This window comes from Pseudomonas moorei (genome assembly GCF_042846945.1).
Lineage (GTDB): Bacteria > Pseudomonadota > Gammaproteobacteria > Pseudomonadales > Pseudomonadaceae > Aquipseudomonas > Aquipseudomonas moorei.
Genome location: NZ_AP035776.1, coordinates 5,930,296 through 5,948,561 on the forward strand (window position 1 = coordinate 5,930,296; position 18,266 = coordinate 5,948,561).

The window sequence follows — 18,266 nt, forward strand, 5'->3', positions numbered from 1 at the left end:
CAGATTTTGCATTCACAACAAAACCCTGTGGGAGCGTGGCTTGCCCGCGATGAACGATAACGCGGCCTCCTAGATAACAAACAAATCCACAAACCGATTCACAGGCGTAGCTTCAAGCCTCGCCTGATCCTTGCACAACGCAAAAATCTCTCCACTGCGTTGCCCGGTGAATCGAGTCAGCAGGTTCGCCCTGAACTTCTCCTCCAACAGCGGAATACCCTCGACACGACGCCGGCGGTGGCCGATCGGGTACTCCACCACCACGTTCTCGGTGCTGGTACCGTCCTTGAAGAAAACCTGAATGGCGTTGGCGATCGAACGCTTGTCGGCCTCCAGGTACTCACGGGTGTACACCGGGTTTTCGACGATGACCATTTTCTCGCGCAACACATCGATGATCGGATGTGCCTTATGGAAGTCATCTTCGTAATGCTCGGCCACCAGGTTGCCGAAGACCAGTGGCACCGCGGTCATGTACTGGAGGCAGTGATCGCGGTCGGCGGCATTGGCCAAGGGGCCAACCTTGGAAATGATGCGTATTGCAGATTCGTGGGTGGTGATGACGATCCGGTCGATTTCGTGCAGGCGGTTTCGCACCTGCGGATGCAGGGTCACCGCGGCTTCACAGGCTGTTTGCGCGTGGAACTCGGCGGGAAAACTGATCTTGAACAGCACGTTTTCCATCACATAACTGCCGTATGGCCGCGAGAAACCGAAAGCACGTTTGTCTGCGGGCTTGAGCGCCAGATCGTTGTTGGTGTGACTGAACAACACGTCGTAAAAGCCCCATTGTTTGGCGCTCAACACACCAGGAATGCCCATCTCGCCGCGCATGGCGATGTCCGCCAGACGAACACCACGACTGGACGCATCCCCCGCCGCCCAGGATTTGCGCGAGCCGGCATTCGGTGCATGGCGATAGGTGCGCAGCGCCTGGCCGTCGGCGAAGGCGTGGGACAACGCCGAGAGCAACTGCTCGCGATTGGCGCCCATGAGCCTGGCGGTGACCGCCGTCGAGGCGACTTTCACCAGAATGACGTGGTCGAGGCCTACGCGATTGAACGAATTTTCCAGCGCGATCACGCCTTGTATCTCATGGGCCATGATCATCGCTTCCAGCACCGTGCGAACCGTCAACGGCGCGTCACCCTGGGCCAGGCGCTTTTGCGACACGTGATCGGCCACCGCGAGTATGCCGCCGAGGTTGTCCGACGGATGGCCCCACTCGGCCGCGAGCCAGGTGTCGTTGTAGTCGAGCCAGCGGACGATGCAGCCAATGTCCCAGGCGGCCTTGACCGGATCGAGGCGGTAGCTGGTACCGGGCACGCGAGCGCCGAACGGCACGACGGTGCCTTCGACGATTGGCCCCAGGTGTTTGGTGCATTCGGGAAAACGCAGGGCCAGCAACCCGCAGCCGAGGGTGTCCATCAGGCAGTTACGGGCGGTATCGAGGGCTTCCTCGGACTCGATTGTGTAGGTCAGTACGTAATCGGCGATGTCCTGCAGAACCTGGTCGTAGTCCGGGCGATTGTTGAGGTCAACGTTGGCGCTCATGTTCGATTTCACTCCGCACTGGTTTCGTTGATGGGGCCTCGGTTCAGGGCAATCTCGGTCGATTACTGCTTTGTTGTTCTGAAATTCGATCAACTGTGGGAGCTTGCTCCGGGCGGCGTTCCGACGATAGCGCTGAGTCAGCCAACAAGGAGGCTGAAAGCGAAGGCCTCATCGCGAGCAAGCTCGCTCCCACAGGATTTGCGGTGATATCGAGATTTACGTCAGAACGAATCACCCGGCACGCGAACGTATCCTTCCATCAACACCCGCGCGCTGCGGCTCATGATGGCTTTGTTCACGGTCCACTCACCATTCACCTGACTGGCTTCGGCGCCGACGCGCAAGGTGCCGGACGGGTGACCGAAGCGCACCGCATTACGTTCCACACCGCCCGCCGCAAGGTTGACCAGGGTGCCGGAAATCGCCGCCGCGGTACCAATGGCGACAGCCGCCGTGCCCATCATCGCGTGGTGCAACTTGCCCATCGACAACGCACGCACCAGCAGGTCCACATCACCCGCCGCAACGGTTTTGCCGCTGGACGACACGTAGTCAGCCGGTTTGGCCACGAACGCCACTTTCGGCGTGTGCTGGCGCTTGGCGGCTTCGTCGATGTTGGCAATCAGGCCCATGCGCAGCGCGCCGTAGGCACGGATGGTTTCGAACATCAGCAAAGCCTTTGGATCGCCGTTGATCGCGCCCTGCAACTCGGTGCCCTTGTAGCCGATGTCTTCGGCATTGACGAAAATCGTCGGGATGCCGGCGTTGATCATGGTCGCCTTGAGGGTGCCGACGCCGGGCACTTCCAGATCATCGATCAGGTTGCCGGTCGGGAACATCGACCCGCCACCGCCCTCTTCTTCCGCAGCCGGATCCATGAATTCGACTTGCACTTCAGCGGCCGGGAAGGTCACGCCGTCGAGTTCGAAATCGCCGGTTTCCTGCACTTCGCCGTTGGTGATCGGTACGTGGGCAATGATGGTCTTGCCGATGTTGGCCTGCCATACGCGCACCACGGCCACGCCGTTGTGCGGAATGCGGCTGGCGTCCACCAGACCGTTGCTGATGGCGAACGAACCGACCGCCGCCGACAGGTTGCCGCAGTTGCCGCTCCAGTCCACGAAAGGCTTGTCGATGGAGACTTGGCCGAACAGGTAGTCGACGTCGTGATCGGCCTTGATGCTTTTCGACAGGATCACGGTTTTGCTGGTGCTCGACGTCGCGCCGCCCATGCCGTCGATTTGTTTGTCGTACGGGTCGGGGCTGCCGATCACGCGCAGCAACAAGGCGTCGCGGGCCGGACCTGGAACCTGTGCGGCTTCAGGCAAGTCTTGCAGGCTGAAGAACACGCCTTTGCTGGTGCCGCCACGCATGTAGGTGGCGGGAATCTTGATTTGCGGTGCGTGAGCCATGGTGCTCATTACTCCTGATCTGGAAAAAGACACGGGACTCAAAGTCCCGTGTCCGTGCAGCGCGTGTTACACGGCAACCGCCGATTCTTCGAGGAAGTCCTGGGCGAAGCGTTGCAGCACGCCGCCGGCCTCGTAGATCGACACTTCTTCGGCGGTGTCGAGACGGCAGGTCACCGGCACTTCGACGCGCTCACCGTTCTTGCGATGGATCACCAGCGTCAGCTCGGCGCGCGGTGTACGGTCACCGACGACGTCGTAGGTTTCGCTGCCGTCGATGGCCAGGGTGTGACGGTTGGTGCCCGGCTTGAACTCCAGCGGCAACACGCCCATGCCCACCAGGTTGGTGCGGTGGATGCGCTCGAAACCTTCAGCGGCAATCGCCTCCACGCCCGCCAGGCGCACGCCCTTCGCCGCCCAGTCGCGGGACGAGCCTTGACCGTAGTCGGCACCGGCGATGATGATCAGCGGCTGCTTGCGGTCCATGTAGGTTTCGATGGCTTCCCACATGCGCATGACCTTGCCTTCCGGCTCCACGCGAGCCAGCGAGCCCTGCTTGACCTTGCCGTTTTCCTGAACCATTTCGTTGAACAGTTTCGGGTTGGCGAAGGTCGCGCGCTGCGCGGTGAGGTGGTCGCCACGGTGAGTCGCGTAAGAGTTGAAGTCCTCTTCCGGCAGGCCCATTTTCGCCAGGTATTCACCGGCGGCGCTGTCGAGCATGATCGCGTTCGATGGCGACAGGTGGTCAGTGGTGATGTTGTCCGGCAGCACGGCCAGCGGGCGCATGCCCTTGAGCGGACGGGCGCCGGCCAGCGCGCCTTCCCAGTACGGCGGACGGCGGATGTAGGTGCTCATCTCGCGCCACTCATACAGCGGTGCGACTTTCGGCCCGGTGTCTTCGTGGATGGCGAACATCGGGATGTACACCTGACGGAACTGCTCCGGCTTCACCGAAGCCTTGACCACCGCGTCGATTTCTTCGTCGCTCGGCCAGATGTCTTTCAGGCGAATTTCCTTGCCATCGACCACGCCCAACACATCCTTCTCGATGTCGAAGCGGATGGTGCCAGCGATGGCGTAGGCGACCACCAGCGGCGGCGACGCGAGGAACGCTTGCTTGGCGTACGGGTGGATCCGTCCGTCGAAGTTGCGGTTACCGGACAGCACAGCGGTGGCGTACAGGTCGCGGTCGATGATCTCTTGCTGGATCACCGGGTCCAGCGCACCGGACATGCCGTTGCACGTGGTGCAGGCAAAGGCGACGACGCCGAAACCGAGTTGTTCCAGTTCGCTGGTCAGGCCGGCTTCGTCGAGGTACAGCGCCACGGTTTTCGAACCCGGTGCCAGGGACGACTTGACCCATGGCTTGCGGGTCAGGCCGAGGTTGTTGGCGTTGCGCGCCAGCAGGCCGGCAGCGATCACGTTGCGTGGGTTGCTGGTATTGGTGCAACTGGTGATGGCCGCGATGATTACCGCGCCGTCAGGCATTTGGCCCGGTACATCGTCCCACTGGCCGGAGATGCCCTTGGCCGCCAGATCCGACACCGCGACACGGGCGTGCGGGTTGCTCGGGCCAGCCATGTTGCGCACCACCGAGGACAGGTCGAACGTCAGGCCGCGCTCGTATTGCGCGCCTTTCAGGCTGTCAGCCCATAGGCCCGTGGTCTTGGCGTAGTTCTCCACCAACTGCACCTGCTCGTCTTCACGGCCGGTGAGCTTGAGGTAGTCGATGGTCTGCTGGTCGATGTAGAACATCGCTGCCGTGGCGCCGTATTCCGGGGCCATGTTGGAGATGGTCGCGCGGTCGCCAAGGGTCAGCGCGGCGGCGCCTTCGCCGAAGAACTCCAGCCATGCGCCGACGACTTTTTGCTTGCGCAGGAACTCGGTCAGCGCCAGCACCATGTCGGTGGCGGTGATGCCCGGTTGCAGCTTGCCAGTCAGTTCAACGCCGACGCTTTCCGGCAGTCGCATCCACGATGCGCGACCGAGCATCACGCTTTCCGCTTCCAGACCACCGACGCCGATGGCGATCACGCCCAGCGCATCGACGTGCGGGGTGTGGCTGTCGGTGCCGACGCAGGTGTCGGGGAACGCCACGCCATCACGCACCTGGATCACCGGAGACATCTTCTCCAGGTTGATCTGGTGCATGATGCCGTTGCCCGGCGGAATCACGTCGACGTTCTTGAACGCCTTCTTGGTCCAGTTGATGAAGTGGAAACGGTCTTCGTTGCGACGATCTTCAATGGCACGGTTCTTCTCGAACGCTTCCGGATCGAAACCGCCGCGCTCGACGGCCAGGGAGTGGTCGACGATCAATTGGGTCGGCACCACCGGGTTCACTTGCGCCGGGTCGCCGCCTTGCAGGGCGATGGCGTCACGCAGGCCGGCGAGGTCGACCAGCGCGGTCTGGCCGAGAATGTCGTGGCACACCACGCGGGCCGGGAACCACGGGAAGTCGAGGTCGCGCTTGCGCTCGATGAATTGCTTCAGGGATTCGGTGAGCGTGGCCGGGTCGCAGCGACGCACAAGGTTTTCCGCCAGCACGCGGGAGGTGTACGGCAGGGTGTCGTAGGCGCCCGGCTGAATGGCTTCGACAGCCGCACGGACGTCGAAGTAATCCAGATGGCTGCCAGGCAGCGATTTGCGAAATTCTGTGTTCATCGTCAGGACTCGGTCACGGTAATTACAAAGGGTGGGGCTGGCACCGGGCATGAAGTAAACACTGTCCACTGTGGGAGCGAGCCTGCTCGCGATGGTGTGTCAGTCGACACCAATGTGAATGACATTCCATCGCGAGCAGGCTCGCTCCTACAGGGATCGATGCGTTATTCAGATCCCTGCGTCGCCCCGACCATTCAGCGTTGTTCGATTGGCACGAACTTGCGCTGTTCGACGCCGATGTACTCGGCGCTCGGGCGGATGATGCGGTTGTTGGCGCGTTGTTCGTACACGTGGGCGGCCCAGCCGGTCAGGCGCGAGCAGACGAAAATCGGTGTGAACAACTTGGTCGGGATGCCCATGAAGTGGTACGCCGAGGCATGGTAGAAGTCGGCGTTCGGGAACAGCTTCTTCTGTTCCCACATGGTGGCGTCGATGGCTTCGGAAACCGGGAACAGCACCTTGTCGCCCACTTCGTTGGCGAGTTTTTTCGACCAGCCCTTGATCACTTCGTTACGCGGATCGTTGTCCTTATAGATCGCATGGCCGAAGCCCATGATCTTGTCCTTGCGCGCCAGCATGCCGAGGGTGCCTTCGACCGCTTCTTCAGGCGAGGAGAAGCGCTCGATCATTTCCATCGCCGCTTCGTTGGCGCCACCGTGCAACGGACCGCGCAGCGAACCAATGGCTGCGGTGATGCAGGAATACAGGTCGGACAGGGTCGATGCGCAAACCCGTGCGGTGAAGGTCGAGGCGTTGAATTCGTGCTCCGCGTAGAGGATCAGCGACACGTTCATCACTTTGACATGCAACTCGCTCGGCTTCTTGCCGTGCAGCAGGTGCAGGAAGTGGCCACCGATGGTCGGCTCGTCGCTCACGCAATCGATGCGCTTGCCTTCGTGGCTGAAGCGATACCAGTAGGTCATGATCGCCGGGAACGCGGCCAGCAGACGGTCGGTCTTGTCGTGTTGCTCGGAGAAATCCAGCTCTGGCTCCAGGTTACCCAGGAACGAGCAACCGGTGCGCATCACATCCATCGGGTGAGCATCGGCGGGGATGCGCTCGAGCACTTCTTTCAAGGCTTGTGGCAGATCACGCAGCTTGCTCAGCTTGGTGATGTAAGCCGCCAGCTGCGCCTTGGTCGGCAGTTCGCCGTACAGCAGCAGGTAGGCGACTTCTTCGAATTGTGCGTCAGCCGCCAGTTCGCGAACGTCGTAGCCGCGATAGGTCAGGCCTGCGCCCGACTGGCCCACGGTGGACAGTGCGGTTTGTCCGGCCACCTGGCCACGGAGCCCGGCGCCACTGAGTACTTTTGCTTCGGCCATTGCTGTCTCCAGTCTTCTTGAATTTGTTAGGGAATCGGCAAATACATTGGTCGGGATAGATCCCACCTCCTGTGGGAGCGAGCTTGCTCGCGATGGCGGGTCGCACACCGCGGGGTATCAGATGTCCCGCGTTATCGTTGGCGACCATCGCGAGCAGGCTCGCTCCTACAGGGTTTGATTCAGCCTTTCTTTTGCGCAAACAACGCATCGAGCTTCTGCTCGAAGGTGTGGTAGTCGATGCGATCGTAAAGTTCCATGCGAGTCTGCATGGTGTCGATGACGTTCTGCTGCGTGCCGTCGCGGCGGATCGCGGTGTAGACGTTCTCGGCAGCCTTGTTCATGGCGCGGAACGCCGACAGCGGGTACAGCACCAGCGACACATCGGCGCCTGCCAGTTGCTCGGTGGTGTACAGCGGCGTCGCGCCGAATTCGGTGATGTTGGCCAGGATCGGCGCTTTCACGCGGCTGGCGAACAGCTTGTACATCTCCAGTTCGGTGATGGCTTCCGGGAACACCATGTCGGCGCCGGCCTCGATGCACGCGGCGGCGCGATCCAGGGCAGATTCCAGACCTTCCACTGCCAGGGCGTCGGTACGGGCCATGATCACGAAGCTGTCATCGGTACGGGCATCGACGGCGGCCTTGATGCGGTCGACCATTTCCTGCTGCGAGACGATTTCTTTATTAGGACGGTGGCCGCAACGCTTGGCGCCGACCTGATCTTCGATGTGAATCGCCGCCGCGCCGAACTTGATCATCGACTTGACGGTACGGGCGACGTTGAACGCCGAGGAGCCGAAACCGGTGTCCACGTCTACCAGCAGCGGCAGGTCGCAGACGTCGGTGATGCGACGCACGTCGGTCAGCACGTCATCCAGGCCGGTGATGCCCAGGTCCGGCACGCCGAGGGAGCCCGCAGCCACCCCACCACCCGACAGGTAGATCGCCTTGAAACCGGCGCGCTTGGCCAGCAGCGCGTGGTTGGCGTTGATTGCGCCGACCACTTGCAATGGATGCTCGCTGGCGACCGCATCGCGGAAACGCTGGCCTGGAGTGCTCTTGTTCAAACTCATGACTCACCTCGTTTGGCTGTCGGGTTGGCGCCGTCCTGGTAATGACGGGCGATATTGCGTTTGGAAGCGCCGATGTGGCGGCGCATCAACAACTCGGCCAGTTCACCGTCACGGTCGGCGATGGCATCGAGAATTCGGTGGTGCTCGGCGAACGCCTGGTGTGGGCGATTGGGCGTGGTGGAGAACTGGATGCGGTACATGCGCACCAATTGATACAGCTCGCCGCAGAGCATTTGCGTCAGCGTACGGTTGCCGCTGCCCTGGATGATTCGGTAATGGAAGTCGAAATCGCCTTCCTGCTGGTAGTAGCCCCGACCCGCCTGAAACGCCTCGTCGCGCTCGTGGGTTTCGAGGACCCGGCGCAGCTCGTCGATTTCTTCGAGGGTCATGCGCTCGGCGGCCAGGCGACAGGCCATGCCTTCGAGGGACTCACGGATTTCGTAGAGCTCCAGCAGCTCGGCATGGTTGAGCGACACCACCCGCGCACCGACGTGCGGCACACGCACCAGCAGGCGCTGGCCTTCGAGGCGGTGGATGGCTTCGCGCAACGGACCACGGCTGATGCCGTAGGTGCGCGCCAGCTCGGGTTCGGAGATTTTGCTGCCCGGGGCGATCTCGCCCTTGACGATGGCCGCCTGAATGCGCCGGAAGACGTTCTCGGAAAGTGTTTCCGAATCGTCCTGGGCAATGAGCGGGGGATCGAGTTGATCCAGCATATTGTCGACACCTTGAAAGCCAATGCCGCAAAAACTAGCGAATCAAGGCGCCTTAGTCAAAGGATAATTAGATATTGTCGACAATCGTCTAATAACCGTCTGCACCATAACAAAGCAGAAACCTCTGTTTATAGCCGCCCGCCAGCGCTGGCGCCATAAAACCACCGTGCTAGAATGCCGCCCGCATTTGTTTGCCACATCTGCACGGCTTGTCATAAATAGCTGATAGGCATACGAGGGAGCTTGCGCAGCGATGCCAGGGCCTTGAATCGAAGTACGGACCGCTGCGCACCAGGATTTATGAGACTCAAGCCCTTCCCCACACTCCTTTATTTTCTCTGTCTGCCCGGTTTTGCCGCAGCGGGGGAAAAGACCGTGTACGGCCTCAATGAATACGCATCCCTGGGCGGTATCGACCTGGAAGTGGCGGCCAAACTCGACACCGGGGCGAAAACCGCGTCCCTGAGTGCCCGCGACATCAAACGCTTCAAACGCAACGGCGAGTCGTGGGTGCGTTTCTATCTGGCCATCGACGCTGCCCATTCGCACCCGATCGAACGACCGCTGGCCCGGGTCAGCAAGATCAAGCGTCGGGCCGGCGACTACGACCCCGAAGAAGGCAAGAAATACACCGCCCGCCCGGTGATCGAACTGGATATCTGCATGGGCTCGGCCCTGCGCAGCATCGAAGTGAACCTGACCGACCGCAGCGCTTTTCAATACCCGCTCCTGATTGGCTCCGAAGCACTCAAACGCTTCGACGCGCTGGTCGACCCCAGCCTCAAATATGCTGCCGGCAAACCCGCCTGCACCACCGACGCTCATACCGCAGAGTAATTTAAATGCGCTCTCTTACCCTTCACCTGAAACTGCTGATCGCCATTCTGGTGGTGCTGGGCATTTCAGTTACGGCCTATCAGATCTTCGTGCTCGGCATTCCCGTGACCGAAGACGCCACCGACGACTTGTGGAACATCGACGCCAAGGTCGAGTTCGTCGCCAATGCCAAGGACCCGGTCAAGATCCAGATGTTCGTGCCGCCCCTGAGCCGCGACTTCGTCAGCCTCAATGAGAGCTTCATCTCCAACAACTACGGCGTGGCGGTGAACCGCGTCGACGGCAACCGTAAGGTCACCTGGTCCGCGCGCCGCGCCAAGGGCAACCAGACCCTGTATTACCGCCTGGTGCTGACCAAGCGCTATTCCGGCGAAAAGTCCAAGGTCAAGGGCCCGACTTTCCGCGACAGCATCGCCATCGAAGGCCCGGAAAAAATCGCCGCCGAAGCCCTGCTCGCACCAATCCGCCAACACTCGGCCGACGTCGAGACGTTCATCGGCGAAGCCATCAAACGTGTCAACAATCTCAACGATGACAACGTGAAGTTGCTGCTGGCCGGTGATCCATCCACCGTGCACAAGGCCCGGATCGTCGAACTGCTGCTGTCCATCGCCCACGTGCCCATCGAGAAAGTCCACACCATTCGCCTGGTAGCCGATCAGCCACAAACCCCGGAACTCTGGCTGCGCAGCTTCAACGGCACCGACTGGTTGTACTTCAACCCGGAAACCGGTGAACAAGGCCTGCCGACCGACCGCCTGCTGTGGTGGACGGGTGACGAAAACCTGATCACCGTCGATGGCGGCAAGAAGGCCAACGTGACCTTCAGCCTGAACAACAGCGAAATGAACGCCATTCGCCTGGCGAAGCTGACCGACGAAAACACCGACGCCAACTTCCTCGAATACTCGTTGTACGGCCTGCCGCTGCAAACCCAGCAGACCTTCATGATCATGGTGATGATCCCGATCGGCGTGCTGGTGATCCTGATCCTGCGCAACCTGGTCGGCCTGCAGACGCTGGGTACCTTTACCCCGGTGCTGATCGCCCTGGCCTTCCGCGAGACCCAGCTCGGTTTCGGCATCGTGCTGTTTACCATCATCACGGCGTTGGGGCTGTCGCTGCGTTCCTACCTTGAGCACTTGAAGCTGCAGATGCTGCCAAGGCTGTCCGTGGTGCTGACATTCGTAGTGGTGTTGATCGCCGCAATCAGCCTGTTCAGCCACAAGCTTGGCCTGGAGCGCGGGTTGTCGGTGGCGCTGTTCCCGATGGTGATCCTGACCATGACCATCGAACGCCTGTCGATCACCTGGGAAGAACGCGGTGCCAGCCACGCCATGAAAGTGGCGATCGGCACGCTGTTCGCGGCCTCCCTGGCCCACCTGATCATGACCGTGCCGGAGCTGGTGTACTTCGTCTTCACCTTCCCGGCAGTCCTGCTGATCATGGTGGGCTTCATGCTGGCAATGGGGCGTTATCGCGGCTATCGACTGACCGAACTGGTGCGTTTCAAGGCCTTCCTGAACAAGGCTGACAGCTGATGTTCGGCTTCTGGAAGACCTGGAAGGCCCTGGAAGCCCGCGGCATCATGGGCATCAATCGGCGCAACGCGGACTACGTACTCAAGTACAACAAGCGCAGCCTGTACCCGATCGTCGACGACAAGATCATTACCAAGGAACGCGCCATCGCCGCCGGCATCCACGTGCCGGAAATGTATGGCGTGATCTCCACCGAGAAAGAAATCGACAACCTCGACAACATCATCGGTGATCGCAACGACTTCGTGATCAAGCCGGCCCAGGGCGCGGGCGGCGACGGCATCCTGGTGGTCGCTGACCGCTTCGAGGGTCGTTTTCGCACGGTGTCCGGAAAAATCATCAGCCGGGAGGAAATCCAGCATCAGATTTCCAGCATCCTCACCGGCCTGTATTCGCTGGGCGGCCATCGCGACCGGGCGCTGATCGAATACCGGGTGATCCCGGACCAGATCTTCAAAAGCATCAGTTACGAAGGCGTACCGGACATCCGCATCATCGTGCTGATGGGTTACCCGGTCATGGCCATGCTGCGCTTGCCGACCCGCCAGTCCAGCGGCAAGGCCAACCTGCACCAGGGCGCCATCGGCGTCGGTGTCGACCTGGCCACCGGCCTGACCCTGCGCGGCACCTGGCTGAACAACATCATCAACAAACACCCCGACACAACCAACGCGGTTGATGGCGTGCAATTGCCTTACTGGGACGGTTTCATGAAACTCGCCGCCGGTTGCCATGAGCTGTGCGGCCTGGGTTACATCGGTGTCGACATGGTGCTGGACCAGGAAAAAGGTCCGCTGATCCTGGAGCTCAACGCCCGGCCGGGCTTGAACATCCAGATTGCCAACCACTGCGGTTTGACCCTGCGCACCCATGCGGTCGAAGCGCGACTGGAAGACCTCAAGGCTCGCGGCGTGACCGAAACCGTCGAAGAGCGCGTCGCGTTTGTGCAGGAGATGTTCGGGCATGTCCCGACCGTCGAGGGCTGATTCCCACTCCCTCAGGGATATTCATTGCTTTTGTGGCGAGGGAGCTTGGTCCCGCTCGGCTGCGAAGCAGTCGCAAAACCAGAACACTCGGTGGGACTCAAGAAAGCAAGGGGGCTGCTTCGCAACCCAACGGGAGCAAGCTCCCTCGCCACAGGTTTTGCGTAACGGACTCCAACCAGCCATTTTCCGACATCCCCTCTAGGACCAAATCCTGCAGGGGACTACAATCCCCACCCCGCCTCAACGGCCGATCGCCCTCACCCATGTTGACCTGTTCCGTACACCCGCTTCCCTATCGTGCCAACCCCGCCGATTACTTCGCGGCCATCCGCCATGCCCCCGGTGCCGTGCTGCTCGACAGCGGCCGACCGAGCGCCGAACGCGGGCGCTATGACTTGCTCAGCGCCTGGCCGCTGGAACAACTGACGGTATTGCCCGACGAAAGCGGTGCTGATTTCCTGCAACGCCTGCGGGAAAACCTGACGCGTCTCGGCGATGCCGCCATGCCTGACAACTGTGAACTGCCCTTTGCCGGCGGCTTGATCGGTTACCTGAGCTACGATTTCGGCCGTCATCTGGAACACCTGCCGAGCCAGGCCCTGGACGACCTGCAATTGCCGGATGCGCGCTTCGGCCTGTACGACTGGGCATTGATCAGCGATCACCAGCGGCAGACCACTCAGTTGGTGTTTCATCCGGCGCTGCCGGACAGCGAGCGCGAGCGTTTGATTCAGCTGTTCGAGCAGCCGGCGGTTGAATCGGTGGAGGCTTTCAAACTGCAAGCGCCGATGAATGCCGACCTGAGCGCCGATCAATATCGCCACGCCATCGAGCGCATTCAGCAATACATCCAGGCCGGCGACTGCTATCAGGTCAACTTCGCCCAACGCTTCCGCGCCCCTTGCCAGGGTGATCCATGGACCGCGTACTGCGCGTTGCGGGCGGCGTGCCCGACACCCTTTTCCGGCTTCCAGAGCCTGCCCGACGGCGCCGCCGTGCTGAGCCTGTCGCCGGAGCGCTTCGTCAAAGTCAGCGAGCGGCTGGTTGAAACCCGGCCGATCAAAGGCACTCGCCCTCGCGGTGTCACACCCGCCGAAGACGCGGCCAACGCCGCCGAACTGTTGTCCAGCCCCAAGGATCGCGCGGAAAACCTGATGATCGTCGACCTGCTGCGCAACGACCTCGGTCGGACCTGCAGAACGGGTTCGGTACGGGTACCGGAATTGTTCAGTCTGGAAAGCTACCCCAACGTGCATCACCTGGTGAGCAGCGTGACCGGCCAATTGGCCGATGATCGCGATGCGCTGGACTTGATCGCCGGCAGCTTCCCGGGCGGCTCGATTACCGGGGCGCCGAAAATTCGCGCGATGCAGATCATCGATGAGCTGGAACCGACCCGGCGCGGGCTGTATTGCGGTTCGTTGTTGTACCTGGACGTGCGCGGCGAGATGGACAGCTCCATCGCCATTCGCAGTTTGCTGATCAAGGATGGGCAGGTGTGTTGCTGGGGCGGTGGCGGGATTGTCGCGGATTCGCAGTGGCAGGCCGAGTATCAGGAATCGATCACCAAGGTGAAGGTGCTGCTCGACACCCTGCAAAACCTCTGATTAACACCGTCCCCTGTGGGCGAGCCTGCTCGCGATGAACTTGAAGACCCCGCTCGCTTTCAGACTGAACGCGTGATCGTTGACGTCCATCGCGAGCAGGCTTGCTCCTACAGGGGGGCGGGTTACAGGCTCAGGGCGCGGTTAGAGGCCTTGATGAATTCCTGCTTCAGGTCTTCAAAGGTGTGCACCGCCGGGAATTGCGGGAACTCACGGATCACGTTGTCCGGTGCATGGAACAGAATGCCGGCATCGGCCTCGCCCAACATCGTGGTGTCGTTGTAGGAATCACCCGCAGCAATCACCCGGTAATACAGGCTCTTGAAGGACAACACCGACTGGCGCTTCGGATCTTTCTGACGCAACTGATAGCTCGTCACCCGGCCGGCATCGTCGGTAATCAGGCGATGGCACAGCAAGGTCGGGAAGCCCAGTTGGCGCATCAGCGGCTGGGAAAATTCGTAGAAGGTGTCCGACAGAATCACCACCTGGAAGCGCTCACGCAGCCAGTTGACGAATTCGATCGCGCCGTCCAGCGGCTTGAGCGTGGCGATCACTTCCTGGATATCAGCGAGCTTCAGGCCGTGTTCGTCGAGAATCCGCAGGCGCTGCTTCATCAACACGTCGTAGTCGGGAATGTCCCGGGTGGTGGCCCTGAGGGATTCGATCCCGGTTTTTTCGGCGAAGGCGATCCAGATTTCCGGGACCAGCACACCTTCAAGGTCCAGACAGGCAATTTCCACAAGACACTCCCATTTGTATTGTTTATTGAGTCGAGCGAGCCCGAACTCTAGCGATTACTCCCCCACCACGCAACGCAGAGGACACCCCGACCGGCGCAGCTTTTTGTTACCATCGGCCCAATATAGAGCGCCCAGCGCCAATGACCTGTAGGAAGCCGCCCTGATGAGCCCAACGTTCGACGTCGTGGAACTCGCCACGACCTATGCCAATAAATCCGCCCAGGACATCCTGAAACTCGCGTTCGCCGAGTTTGGCGATGACCTGTGGATATCTTTCAGCGGCGCCGAGGATGTGGTGCTGGTGGACATGGCCTGGAAGCTGAACAAGAACGTCAAGGTGTTCAGCCTCGACACCGGTCGCTTGCACCCCGAGACCTACCGCTTCATCGATCAAGTGCGCGAGCACTACAAGATCGACATCGAACTGGTGTCGCCGGACTACACCAGACTTGAACCGTTCGTGAAGGAAAAGGGCCTGTTCAGTTTCTACAAGGACGGCCATGGCGAATGCTGCGGCATCCGCAAGATCGAACCGCTGCGCCGCAAGCTGTCAGGCGTGAAAGCCTGGGCCACCGGCCAACGCCGCGATCAGAGCCCCGGCACTCGCAGCGCGGTCGCGGTAATGGAAATCGACGGCGCGTTTTCCACCCCGGAGCGCACCCTGTACAAATTCAACCCGCTGGCACAAATGACCAGCGAAGAGATCTGGGGCTACATCCGCATGCTGGAGCTGCCATACAACAGCCTGCACGAGCGCGGGTTCATCAGCATCGGCTGCGAACCCTGCACCCGCCCGGTACTGCCGAACCAGCACGAACGCGAAGGCCGCTGGTGGTGGGAAGAAGCCACGCAGAAGGAATGCGGGCTGCACGCGGGCAATATCATCAGCAAGTCCAAAGCGTAAACCCACCGTAGGAGCGAGCCTGCTCGCGATGGTCGTTAACGATAACGCTGGGAACCTGACACGCCGCGGCGTTCTCGGGTTTATCGCGAGCAGGCTCGCTCCTACAGGATTCGTGACACATCCAAAAATGTGTACACAGAAATGTCACCATCGGTGCCATTTCTGTGTGCACTTTTAGTTTCCTCGCCCGAAAAAGTTACATCCTGCCTTTCCGACCACCTGGGTCGACTCTTCCCACAAAGCCTGTCGAAAAATAAATACCTGTTCGAACGGTCAATTTATATCGCCTTTTTTTCAGGCACTTAGCATCAACCCATAACAAAAGGAAATGAGCAGCTGACTTTATAGATTCCTGGCTGGCATGGATCTGGCAAAGGTGCATACATGTTTTGTATACAATCATCTCAAAACATACACACACATTAGATCCACAAGCCTGAAGCGCCCTATCCCGTACAGGCTGCAGATGCCCCGTAACCAATGATATTCGCCACCCGCGACGAAGATTTGTCGAGCCCTTGCGCTCATGCACAGTCATCGCGGCGTCGAGCATCAGGAGCCTGCCGGAATGCGTACAAGTCTCTCCAACAACACTATCGCGCTGGATCTACCCTCCTCCCACGTCACGCACGCACCTGGTGACCCAACCCTGCAATCCCCCGTGGCACTCAGCCCGCGCCTGCATAACAAGGACCTGGCACCGACCAAGGCCGAAGGCCGGCGCTGGGGTCGTTACAGCATCTTTGCCCTATGGACCAACGACGTTCACAACATCGCCAACTATTCGTTCGCCATCGGCCTCTACGCCCTGGGCCTGGGTGGCTGGCAGATTCTGCTGTCCCTGGGGATTGGCGCGGCGCTGGTGTATTGCTTCATGAACCTTTCCGGCTACATGGGCCAGAAGACCGGGGTGCCCTTCCCGGTCATCAGCCGCATCAGTTTCGGTATTCACGGTGCGCAGATTCCCGCGTTGATCCGCGCCGTCATCGCCATTGCCTGGTTCGGCATTCAGACATACCTGGCCTCGGTGGTGTTCCGCGTCTTGTTGACCGCCGTCCACCCCGGATTCGCCGACTACGACCACAACTCGATCCTCGGTTTGTCGACCCTGGGCTGGGTGTGCTTCGTGGCGATCTGGTTCGTGCAGCTGGCGATCCTCGCCTATGGCATGGAGATGGTGCGACGCTACGAGGCCTTTGCCGGGCCGGTGATCCTGCTGACTGTCGCGGCACTCGCCGCGTGGATGTACACCCAGGCCAATGCGACCATCGCCTGGTCGATCCGCGACCCCCTGACCGGTGGCGAGATGTGGCGCAACATCTTTGCCGGTGGCGCGCTGTGGCTGGCGATCTACGGCACGCTGATCCTGAATTTCTGCGACTTCGCCCGTTCTTCGCCGTGCCGCAAGACCATTAAGGTCGGCAATTTCTGGGGACTGCCGGTCAACATTCTGGTGTTTGCCTCGATCACCGTGCTGCTGTGCGGCGCGCAATTCCAGATCAATGGCCACATTATTGAAAGCCCTACAGAAATTATCGCCTCGATCCCCAACACCTTCTTCCTGGTACTTGGCTGTCTGGCATTCCTCATCGTCACAGTCGCGGTCAACATCATGGCCAACTTCGTCGCCCCGGCCTTCGTACTTAGCAACCTGGCACCGAAATACCTGACGTTCCGTCGCGCCGGGCTGATCAGCGCGACCATCGCCGTGCTGATCCTGCCCTGGAACCTCTACAACAGCCCGCTGGTGATCGTGTACTTCCTGTCAGGCCTCGGCGCCCTGCTCGGGCCGCTGTATGGCGTGATCATGGTCGACTACTGGCTGATACGAAAAGGTCAGGTCAACGTGCCGCAGTTGTACAGCGAAGACCCGAACGGCGCCTATTACTACAGCCGCGGGGTCAACCTGCGCGCCGTGGCGGCGTTCATTCCTGCCGCCCTGATCGCCATCGTCCTGGCGCTGGTGCCTGGCTTCCACCTCGTATCGCCGTTCTCCTGGCTGATCGGCGCCGGGATTGCCGGGATGCTCTACCTGATCATCGCCAAACGCCAACCGCACTACGCCGATGTCAGCGGCGAAGCGATCGCGGTCGACAACGTCAGTCATTAATCACCCGGCGGCCCGGCATGCCCGGGCCGCGAATCACCGCGCAATAAGGACTCCCCCATGCGAATTCTCGTGGTCAACGTCAACACCACCGAATCCATCACCCAGGCCATCGCCCGCTCGGCCCAGTCCGTTGCCTCCCCGGGCACGGAAATCGTCGGCCTGACCCCGCACTTCGGTGCCGATTCCGTCGAAGGCAACTTTGAAAGCTATCTGGCGGCCATTGCGGTAATGGATCGGGTGATGTCCTACGACCAGCCCTTCGACGCCGTCATTCAAGCCGGCTACGGCGAGCACGGCCGCGAAGGCCTGCAGGAACTGCTCAACGTGCCGGTGGTGGACATCACCGATGCGGCGGCGAGCACCGCGATGTTTCTCGGCCATGCCTATTCGGTGGTCACGACCCTCGACCGCACGGTGCCGCTGATCGAGGATCGTCTCAAACTCTCCGGGCTCTGGGATCGTTGCGCGTCGGTGCGGGCCAGTGGTCTGGCGGTACTGGAGCTGGAGCACGAACCGCAACGCGCACTGGAAGCTATCGTGCATCAGGCCGAACTGGCGGTGACCCAGGACAAGGCCGAGGTGATTTGCCTCGGCTGCGGAGGCATGGCCGGGCTGGATGAACAGATTCGCCGACGCACCGGAGTGCCGGTGGTGGACGGTGTGACGGCGGCGGTGACCATTGCCGAATCCCTGGTGCGTCTGGGGTTGTCGACGTCGAAAGTGCGGACTTACGCGACGCCACGGCCGAAAAGGATTATTGGCTGGCCGGGGCGGTTTGGGCAGTAGACCGCGTCATCGTTCAT

The 18,266-nt window shown here is 60.9% G+C and carries 14 protein-coding genes; 7 read left to right on the plus strand and 7 right to left on the minus strand.

Features of this window, described 5'->3' with window-relative positions; genetic code table 11:
• Positions 1-69 precede the first annotated feature (69 nt).
• The 6 genes from prpD to ACGJAX_RS27595 form a co-directional block, all read right to left on the minus strand.
• Positions 70-1,554: a 2-methylcitrate dehydratase gene (gene prpD / locus ACGJAX_RS27570; RefSeq protein ID WP_390956858.1), complete on the minus strand. Its 1,485-nt coding sequence runs from the start codon at positions 1,552-1,554 to the stop codon at positions 70-72.
• A 221-nt stretch (positions 1,555-1,775) separates the two neighbouring features.
• A complete protein-coding gene (prpF, locus tag ACGJAX_RS27575; protein WP_247256113.1) occupies positions 1,776-2,966 on the minus strand; it encodes a 2-methylaconitate cis-trans isomerase PrpF in 1,191 nt (396 codons plus the stop codon).
• A 66-nt stretch (positions 2,967-3,032) separates the two neighbouring features.
• A complete protein-coding gene (gene acnD, locus ACGJAX_RS27580) occupies positions 3,033-5,627 on the minus strand; it encodes a Fe/S-dependent 2-methylisocitrate dehydratase AcnD (RefSeq protein WP_390956859.1) in 2,595 nt (864 codons plus the stop codon).
• 194 nt (positions 5,628-5,821) lie between these two features.
• The gene (prpC, locus tag ACGJAX_RS27585; RefSeq protein ID WP_090323975.1) at positions 5,822-6,949 is read right to left on the minus strand and encodes a 2-methylcitrate synthase; all 1,128 of its coding nucleotides are present in this window, start codon (positions 6,947-6,949) and stop codon (positions 5,822-5,824) included.
• Between the two features lie 179 nt (positions 6,950-7,128).
• On the minus strand, positions 7,129-8,022 hold the full coding sequence (prpB, locus tag ACGJAX_RS27590; protein WP_047531524.1) for a methylisocitrate lyase: 894 nt from the start codon (positions 8,020-8,022) through the stop codon (positions 7,129-7,131).
• Positions 8,019-8,735, minus strand: coding sequence for a GntR family transcriptional regulator (locus ACGJAX_RS27595; RefSeq protein ID WP_247256151.1), 717 nt, complete (start codon positions 8,733-8,735; stop codon positions 8,019-8,021). Before ACGJAX_RS27595 ends, prpB begins: the two co-directional genes overlap by 4 nt.
• 303 nt (positions 8,736-9,038) lie before the next feature.
• Here ACGJAX_RS27595 and ACGJAX_RS27600 point away from each other — a divergent pair, with 303 nt between their 5' ends.
• The 4 genes from ACGJAX_RS27600 to pabB all read left to right on the plus strand — a co-directional run bounded on the left by ACGJAX_RS27600 (position 9,039) and on the right by pabB (position 13,709).
• Positions 9,039-9,575 (plus strand): ATP-dependent zinc protease, encoded by a 537-nt coding sequence (locus ACGJAX_RS27600; RefSeq protein ID WP_090323981.1) that lies wholly within the window; start codon positions 9,039-9,041, stop codon positions 9,573-9,575.
• A 5-nt stretch (positions 9,576-9,580) separates the two neighbouring features.
• Positions 9,581-11,116, plus strand: a complete 1,536-nt coding sequence (locus ACGJAX_RS27605) for an inactive transglutaminase family protein (protein WP_090323983.1) — start codon at positions 9,581-9,583, stop codon at positions 11,114-11,116.
• On the plus strand, positions 11,116-12,102 hold the full coding sequence (locus tag ACGJAX_RS27610; protein ID WP_390956860.1) for an alpha-L-glutamate ligase-like protein: 987 nt from the start codon (positions 11,116-11,118) through the stop codon (positions 12,100-12,102). Before ACGJAX_RS27605 ends, ACGJAX_RS27610 begins: the two co-directional genes overlap by 1 nt.
• Positions 12,103-12,365: 263 nt before the next feature.
• Positions 12,366-13,709, plus strand: a complete 1,344-nt coding sequence (pabB, locus tag ACGJAX_RS27615; protein ID WP_390956861.1) for an aminodeoxychorismate synthase component I — start codon at positions 12,366-12,368, stop codon at positions 13,707-13,709.
• 122 nt (positions 13,710-13,831) lie between these two features.
• On the opposite strand, the gene thrH is transcribed toward pabB, so the two are convergent.
• A complete protein-coding gene (gene thrH / locus ACGJAX_RS27620) occupies positions 13,832-14,449 on the minus strand; it encodes a bifunctional phosphoserine phosphatase/homoserine phosphotransferase ThrH (protein WP_103402609.1) in 618 nt (205 codons plus the stop codon).
• Positions 14,450-14,612: 163 nt separating this feature from the next.
• Between thrH and ACGJAX_RS27625 the strand changes: the two genes are divergently transcribed.
• The 3 genes from ACGJAX_RS27625 (at position 14,613) to ACGJAX_RS27635 (ending at position 18,249) form a co-directional block, all read left to right on the plus strand.
• Positions 14,613-15,353, plus strand: a complete 741-nt coding sequence (locus ACGJAX_RS27625; RefSeq protein ID WP_047531543.1) for a phosphoadenylyl-sulfate reductase — start codon at positions 14,613-14,615, stop codon at positions 15,351-15,353.
• A gap of 568 nt (positions 15,354-15,921) precedes the next feature.
• Positions 15,922-17,463: a cytosine permease gene (locus ACGJAX_RS27630; RefSeq protein ID WP_390956862.1), complete on the plus strand. Its 1,542-nt coding sequence runs from the start codon at positions 15,922-15,924 to the stop codon at positions 17,461-17,463.
• Positions 17,464-17,520: 57 nt separating this feature from the next.
• On the plus strand, positions 17,521-18,249 hold the full coding sequence (locus ACGJAX_RS27635) for an aspartate/glutamate racemase family protein (protein ID WP_390956863.1): 729 nt from the start codon (positions 17,521-17,523) through the stop codon (positions 18,247-18,249).
• Positions 18,250-18,266: the final 17 nt, after the last annotated feature.